This window comes from Vibrio sp. 10N.261.45.E2 (assembly GCF_002875705.1).
GTDB lineage: Bacteria > Pseudomonadota > Gammaproteobacteria > Enterobacterales > Vibrionaceae > Vibrio.
The window spans coordinates 56,498-64,097 of record NZ_MCZZ01000141.1; the positions used below are offsets into that span (position 1 = coordinate 56,498).

6 protein-coding genes and 1 pseudogene are annotated in these 7,600 nt (G+C 37.0%); 6 read left to right on the forward strand and 1 reads right to left on the reverse strand.

From position 1 onward, the window contains the following. The first annotated feature begins 93 nt into the window (after positions 1 to 93). Together hisC and BCT34_RS17055 are read left to right on the forward strand one after the other, a co-directional pair. Positions 94 to 1,227, forward strand: coding sequence for a histidinol-phosphate transaminase (hisC, locus tag BCT34_RS17050; RefSeq protein ID WP_076651726.1), 1,134 nt, complete (start codon positions 94 to 96; stop codon positions 1,225 to 1,227). 10 nt (positions 1,228 to 1,237) lie between these two features. Next, a complete protein-coding gene (locus BCT34_RS17055; RefSeq protein WP_076651732.1) occupies positions 1,238 to 2,011 on the forward strand; it encodes an ABC transporter substrate-binding protein in 774 nt (257 codons plus the stop codon). A gap of 119 nt (positions 2,012 to 2,130) precedes the next feature. On the opposite strand, the pseudogene BCT34_RS17060 reads toward BCT34_RS17055, so the two are convergent. After that, positions 2,131 to 2,817: pseudogene (locus BCT34_RS17060) on the reverse strand (dicarboxylate/amino acid:cation symporter); the annotation flags it as partial. 473 nt (positions 2,818 to 3,290) lie between these two features. On the opposite strand from BCT34_RS17060, the gene BCT34_RS17065 reads away from it, so the two are divergent. The 4 genes from BCT34_RS17065 to BCT34_RS17080 form a co-directional block, all read left to right on the forward strand. Further along, positions 3,291 to 4,217: an MBL fold metallo-hydrolase gene (locus BCT34_RS17065; RefSeq protein WP_076651733.1), complete on the forward strand. Its 927-nt coding sequence runs from the start codon at positions 3,291 to 3,293 to the stop codon at positions 4,215 to 4,217. After that, positions 4,214 to 5,368: a serine protease gene (locus BCT34_RS17070; protein ID WP_076651728.1), complete on the forward strand. Its 1,155-nt coding sequence runs from the start codon at positions 4,214 to 4,216 to the stop codon at positions 5,366 to 5,368. The genes BCT34_RS17065 and BCT34_RS17070 overlap by 4 nt, the downstream gene beginning before the upstream one ends. A 2-nt stretch (positions 5,369 to 5,370) precedes the next feature. Next, complete coding sequence (locus BCT34_RS17075) at positions 5,371 to 5,799, forward strand: hypothetical protein (RefSeq protein ID WP_076651729.1); 429 nt, start codon at positions 5,371 to 5,373, stop codon at positions 5,797 to 5,799. Next, a partial coding sequence (locus tag BCT34_RS17080) for an ATP-binding protein (RefSeq protein ID WP_102300545.1) occupies positions 5,799 to 7,600 on the forward strand: 1,802 nt, incomplete at its 3' end. The genes BCT34_RS17075 and BCT34_RS17080, both read left to right, overlap by 1 nt.

Below are 7,600 nucleotides of genomic sequence, written 5' to 3' on the forward strand. Positions count from 1 at the left end.
TCATCATTTGTGATTCAATATGTGTATATGGCGCATATTTTGAATGTGAAGGCAGTGGTGAAGACATTTTGATTATGTGAAAGGGATAGCTTTTTGACATCTTTTATTGATAGCTTAGTGCCTCAGGCTGTAAAAAAATTAATGCCTTATCAATCAGCAAGAAGAATTGGTGGTGATGGATGTGTCTGGTTAAACGCAAATGAATTGGAAAGCGCTCTGTTTCAAGGAGAAGCCAGCCATAATCGTTACCCAGACTTTTTACCACAAGACATTGCCAAGGCTTATCAAGCTTATTGTGGAACTGATACTGCAACCGTTGCGGTGCGTGGTGCCGATGAAGCGATTGACTTACTGATCAGAACATTCTGTAAACCCGCTCAAGATAATATCCTTATCTGTTCACCAACGTATGCTATGTATGAGTTTTGCGCTGATGCATTAGCGATTGAAACGCTCGACTCTCCTTTGCAGGAAGATTTCAGCTTAGACGTTGCTGACATCGTGAATAAAGCTGAGTTGGCCAATATCGTTTTCCTTTGTTCACCGAATAACCCAACCGGCAATGTGATTCCGAAATCGGATCTGATTCAGGTGCTTGAGGGGACTCAGGGTAAATCTTTAGTTGTGGTGGATGAAGCTTATATTGAGTTTGAACCACAAACTTCAGCCGTTAGCCTTATTGAGCGTTATCCGCACTTGGTTGTGATTCGCACTTTGTCTAAGGCATTCGGCTTGGCTGCAGTTCGTTGTGGTTTTATCTTAGCGAGCCAAAATGTGATGCAGTATGTTGCTAAGCTCATTCCGCCATACCCTATGCCAGATTGCTCATCGCAAATCGTGTTAGACGCTTTGTCTGATGAACGAGTCTCAGTGATGCAAGACGCGACGCAAAAGCTCGTCGAACTACGTAATTGGTTTGCTTGTGAGTTAACGCAGTTTGATTTCGTTGAGTCTGTTTACTCTTCATCAACAAACTTCATTTTGCTGCGTCAAAAACCTGGGCACCAATTGTTCGACGTTTTGGCGAAGGATGGCATTGTGACAAGAAATCAAAACCATGAACCCGCTTTGCGTAACTGTGTTCGAATCAGTATTGGTAGCCAAGAGAGCATGCTGGAAGTGATAGCGTCACTTTCAAGTTACCAAACCGAATTAGAAAACAAGCAACAAACTCAACAGTTTCAAGATAAAGAACCTCAATCTCAACTCGACAAGAATCATATCTAGGATGGCAATGATGAAAAAGATAATACTAGGACTCGCTTGTGCGGCCGCTTTACTTGGTACAACGGTACAGGCGAAAGAAATCCGTTTGGCGTCAGACTTTACGTATCCGCCATTCAACTACAAAAACAGTGACGGTGTGCCTGTCGGGTTTGATATTGAGATAGCTGATGCTTTGTGCGAGCAAGCCAAACTCGATTGTACTTGGGTTTCACAAAGTTGGGATTCGCTAATTCCAAGTTTGTTGGCAAGAAAGTCAGATGTGATTATGGCGTCGATGCGTATCACTGAAGAGCGTAAGCGCAAGATTTTGTTTACCGATAAATATTATCAAACACCAGCCGTATTTGTTGCTGCCAAGAGCGCGGAGTTCAGCGTGGATGAGACAGGCTTAGCAGGCAAAACCATCGGTGTTCAGCAAGGCACGATTCATGATCGTTACGTAACAGACAAGTTTGGTGATGTGGCAACGATTAAGCGTTATACGGGTCAAGATGAAGTGTATCTGGATCTGCAAAACGGTCGTTTAGATGTCACCTTCGGTAACTCAGATCAACTGTCATTGGCTTTCTTAGACAAGAAAGAGGGGGAGGGTTTTGAATTTAAGGGTAAAGCAGTAACTGACAAAGCCTACATTGGCGAAGGTACGGCTTTAGCACTAAGAAAGCAGGATTCAAAACTGGCGAAACAATTCAACGCGGCAATTGAAGAGATCAGAGCAAACGGCACCTACGACAAGATTGCATCTAAGTATTTCACGTTTGATATCTATGGCGCTGATCTGTAATTCGCGCAACACCTCAAATTAGACCATCAAAACAAAAATCCGAGGGCTGTAAGGCTCTCGGATTTTTTAGTTTAAGCTGGTGGGGCTAATTCAGCCATCACTAGCTTAGCGTTTATTTATTACGCTTGCTGTTTTTGTAGCTCAGCTTCTTTCGCTTCGTCTTCAATTAGTGAGTCAACGATCACTGCACATGCTGCATCACCAGTGATGTTTAGAGCAGTACGAATCATGTCAAAGATACGGTCTAGAGCGAACAATAGAGGCAGACCTTCGATAGGGATACCAGCCGCTAGAAGAACCGCAACCACTAGGAAAGAAGGCCCTGGAACACCTGCTTGACCAACTGCGCCTAGAGTAGACGTTACGATGATAGCTACGTAAGCACCCATTGATAGGTCGATGTTGAACAGCTGTGCAAAGAAGATAGCCACTAGGCCGTAGTAAATTGCGTTGCCAGACATGTTGATCGTCGCGCCAAGAGGCAGAACGAATGAAGCTGTAGAGTTACGAACGCCAAGCTCTTTCTCTACCGTTTCCATGGTTACTGGCAGCGTTGCCATTGAAGAGGCTGTTGAAAGAGCAACCGCTTGAGGTTTCTTCATTGCCACTAGGAACTTCTTCGCAGAAGTCTTAGTGAAGATTTGAATCATTAGTGGGTAAGCAACAAAGCCGAAGATTAGGATCGCAGCAATGTAGACAATGAACAGCTTGAACACGACCATAAGTGCGCCAAAACCGAACGTCCCGACTGCTTCTGCCATTAGACCGAATACACCAAGTGGTGCGATGATCATTACCTTGTTGATAGTCGTGGGTAATGTTTAGCGTTGAAGAGCTTAAATAGTGAAATACTTAAAAAATATTCGAGTCTAGCCTACGTAGCTATAAGCACTATACGTTTTATAGTTGTCTCGACTTCTTTAGCTGATATCAAAAGAAATAACATTGATGTGCTGATATGTTTGAACACGCAGATTATTCAATTCAGTTGTGTGCGATATCACTCAAGGTATGACCATAAGAGTAGTGGTGTGTTATGGCTAACCCCATTATTGCCATGGATAAATCGATGGATACGAAGTCGAGTGTGACTCTTCATTCTAACTGCCACCCAGTAACAGTACTTTCAGTGTGATTACTCTTTGTAAAGAAAGAGGTAATCACGTCAGACAAAGAGCAAAAAGTCTTTCAAGAAAAAAGTGGTTAAAGATCAATATATTAATATTAAATTTGTAGTAATATTGAGCATCTTTTGCTGTTTGAATATTATGAGGGTTGTTTGACTGTTGAATTCTTTGCTTTTGGGGCCCTACATGGAGATGCCTTTCTAGTATCAAACGAAAATACTGTGGTGTTAGTGGATGGCGGTATGCCGAGCACTTATGGAGAAATAACAAGGGTAATTAAAGGTAAGCGGTTGGATGCCATTTTTATTACTCATGTAGATCAAGATCATATTGGTGGTGCGATCAAGCTACTGGCTGATCGCAACAACGACTTAAGTGGTTGTGCTGTATTCATGAATCATCCAGAGCTAGTTACATATGATGATACAGGCTTGGTTGCTTATCATCACGGAGATACGCTAAAGGAATTGGCTCTACGTAGAAATCTAACTTTTTGCCCAGTAGATGTGGAAAATGAGGTTAAAGTTGGAGATTTTTCCGTATTAGTCCTGTCGCCAAGTAAAAGTGATGTGAAGGAACTTCATCATAATTGGAATGCAAGTCAAGTAATACAAGATGGTCAGCTCACTTATCAAGAGCGCCAGATTAACAACAACGACATTATTAATCGCTCTTCGATTGCCAAGATCCTAACTCACGATGGAATTTCATTGCTCTTACTGGGAGACTCTCACCCAGAAGTGATTTGCGCAAAATTAAACTCATTGCAGTATGATCACGATAATCCGATCAAGTTAGATTTGGTAAAACTGTCACACCACGGCAGTCAGCATAGTACAAGCCCAAAGCTACTAAGTTATTTAGAATGCGTAAACTATTATGTTTCGACAAATGGTGGTAGATACTCTCACCCCGATAAGGAAACTATTGAAATGTTGCAGGGTGAAGCACAGAGAAAAAATAAGATTTACAACATATACCTTAACTATGATATTGAAAGTGATATTCGCAGGAAGTGTGCGATCGATTTACCAAATTTGAGGTTTCACTTTAAAAAGAAAGTGGTGTTACCAATATGAATTATTTAGTTGAACGTAAACCACATTTTTTTGGGTTTGTAATAAAAAATGGGTCTAAGGTTGGTAGTTGTGTTCCATTTAAACACAATGATAAGGTGTATATCCTAACATGTGCTCATGTTTTGTACGGAAATAACTTTGAGTTTAATATTGAACCTAAAGATGTACTTGAAGTTGATACAGCGTATGGAAAGTTTTGTATTGGTCAAATAGTTAGTGATGAGGGTTTCTCGAAAAAATATGATCTATCATTAGTAGAAATTAATGTAGGTGATAAATTAGACAATTTTCTAAGTGTGAAATTAGGGAAACCATCATTAAATCCTCTGTTAATAGAAGGGTATTCTCTAATTACTAAGCACTTTGATGATGAGTACTTGTCTGATGAGCAACCCGTTCGTATCGAAAACCAAGATACAATGCAAGAGTTTCATTATGCCATTAAGTTTGATAAGGATTTATTTCACAATAAATATATCATGACTTACGGAGCTGATGCCTTTAAAGGAATATCTGGATCAGGTTTATTTTATTCAGATGGTTCCAATATTATATTATCTGGATTAATTAAATCTTTAGAGAACTCTGCTGTTACTAGCTATGGTACGTTTATTGATCCTACGCTAATCAGCCAGTTTTTGATTGATATTGATATTGTGAATCTTAAAGAATTTGATAGCGATAGACTGTTAATTAGTAGTCTTATTAATGATTGCATTGAGAAGACAGAAGAAAGAGCAGTAGCTGATTGGATAGATACTAATAACGAACAAGCTAGTAACGTAGTAAGAAAACTGACGGTTTTATATAATAAGAACGATGTTTCAGAAGAAGTTAACAAAGTAGTATCTAACTTACTTAATGGAGATCGACAAGTACAAGAATGGAAAGAACGCAACGTTAATATAGATAAACTATATAAACAAGCTAAATATTCGACAAAAAGTAACCACCTTAAGCACACTGTAAATAGTATATCAGAAGCTCAACGAGTTTATCGAGGGCTATTAAATGAGCATAAAGATATGCTTAAAGATTCATTCGAAGATCTAGATGGTATTAAAATTAGAATACGAGAGTCTAATATTGTTGCAAACCGAGATTTATCCCAATGGTTAGCAATTTGTGATCTGGATTTTACTATGGAATAAATATGTATCATATCAACTTTTCAAAACCAAGTGTAATTACATCGAGTGAGAACTCAACTGAAATTGACTTAATGATTGTGTTGCTAATTGTTTTTATTTGTACAGAAAAAACCAAAAGATTATCTTACAAGAAATTATCTTATATTTATTCTCGTTTAAATAGTAATAAACATAGTGATGTTGAAATGAAAGAGTTTTTGAGTCCATGGAACGTTGAAGATTTAAGAAGAATAATCATTCATGGCGCAAACAATAAACTGTGGGACATTGAAGTTGTGACTGGAAAAATTGCAATTATTAAGAATGATAATACTAGAGAAATATATCAATCAGTTGTTGCTGATGATGAATTTAGTTTCACTAGAGAAAGAATAAATGATCTTAGTAAAGTTTCAGATGCAAAATTGAATAGATATAAGTTGGCTTGGTAATGATTAAGATTAATAGAATAAAAACATACATTGATGCAGAGAACTATATAGGTAGGTTTGGTTTTGACCATAAGTTCGATTCTGGTCTTAATATTATATATGGTGATAACTCTAGTGGTAAAAGTACAATTCTATCTTGTTTGTATTACTGCTTAGGTATGGAGCAGCTATTAGGTGGTAATCGAGAGAAGATACTAGATAAAAGCCTTAGGTCTACTTTCACTATAGACACTATTGATTATAAGGTGGTTTATTCTGAGGCAATAATTGAAATAGAGAATAAATCAGGTCAAAAAGCTATAGTAAAAAGAGTCATAAAAGGACGAGGCCATGAGAATACTAATTCACTGGTCGTCAAAGAATATAATGATGGAAAAGAATCGACTAATACCTATTATGTTAGATCTACAGGAGATCATGACAATGAAAATGGGTTTTACAACTGGCTTAAAAATTTCACCGACATACAACTGCCTACAATATATCAAACCGATGGAAAAAAAGCCAAATCACTTTATCTTCAAAATTTAATGTCATGTGCTCTAGTGGAGCAAACTAAAGGTTGGTCAGATTTATTTAGTCAAATGCCGTATTTTGGAATAAAAGATCCAAAAACTAAGGTAGTTGAGTACTTACTCGATCTAAAGAGTTTAGAAGATGATATTAAAAAGGATATTTTAGAGCAAGAAAAAAATGAGTTGAAGAAAAAATGGTTTTCTTATATCGAAAACTTCAATCTATATATGAGTAGATATTCGATTCAACTTGACGGGATTACCGAAAGATACAAGGCTAAAACAACAGTTAATAGTGTAAATCGCTCAGATATTTATTGTATTTTAGATGGTAATTCAACAAAAGTTAAAAGTGTAATTAAAGATCTTAAAAAACAGCTATCAGATATCTTGAAGAGCGACAAGAAATCGAGTACGGATGAAAGTACAGCAGAACAAACAAAACTAATTAATGAAATTAGAAGCTTGAACAAGCAACTTCGAGAGCTAGAGCATAAGAAAGTTACTGAGAAGCAAAAAATCAATGAATATAATGATCTAATTAAAAAAAATAATACGAGTATAGAACAGATCTCTGGTATTAAAAAAGTTAATAGAATTAATGATCTGAAAGTTATCGAACAGTGTCCAACTTGTAATTCAAAGTTAGGTCACGAATCTAGAATGAATATTGACGATAGTCAAATTGATTTTGAAAAGTCTATGGCATTTTTGAAATCTCAGCTTGATCTATATACCTCATATGTGAAAAGTTCAACAGTACTATTTGAGAAGCTCGACAATGCTATTTCTTACTATCGAATCGAAATTAAAAACAAAAACTTACAGTTAAATTCATTGAAAAAGGATATAACTGAAAAAGAAGTGATTTCGAGAGAGAAAATCCACAAGGAAATTAGTCTAACCAAAAGTATATCTGACTTAGAATCTGCGATTACTGATTTTTATGATTTGAAGGCTAAGTTGATAGAGATAATTGGGAAAATAGATGACATTGATGTTGGCTTAAATAATCTTGACATTAATAAGCAGGAAGATGCTAATCAGATAGCGAACTTTTCAAGAGAATTCAACAGATACTTAGATGATTTTGAGTACTCTAGCAACTCTATAGATAGTGTAAAAATTAAAGAGGATTATCCTTCAAAGCTATTACCCTTTATCGAAATATATAACTTTGGTAAAGCGAATGAAATGCAACCGATCAGACTCAGTTCTTCTGCTAGTGACTTTGTCAGATCAGAATGGGCATATTACTTTTCGCTTACGGCGTTTTTCAAGGTAGT

Coding starts and splice junctions, on each gene's coding strand:
- BCT34_RS17055 (WP_076651732.1), top strand. CDS start 1,238: ATGAAAAAGATAATACTAGGACTCGCTTGTGCGGCCGCTTTACTTGGT.
- BCT34_RS17070 (WP_076651728.1), top strand. CDS start 4,214: ATGAATTATTTAGTTGAACGTAAACCACATTTTTTTGGGTTTGTAATA.
- BCT34_RS17075 (WP_076651729.1), top strand. CDS start 5,371: ATGTATCATATCAACTTTTCAAAACCAAGTGTAATTACATCGAGTGAG.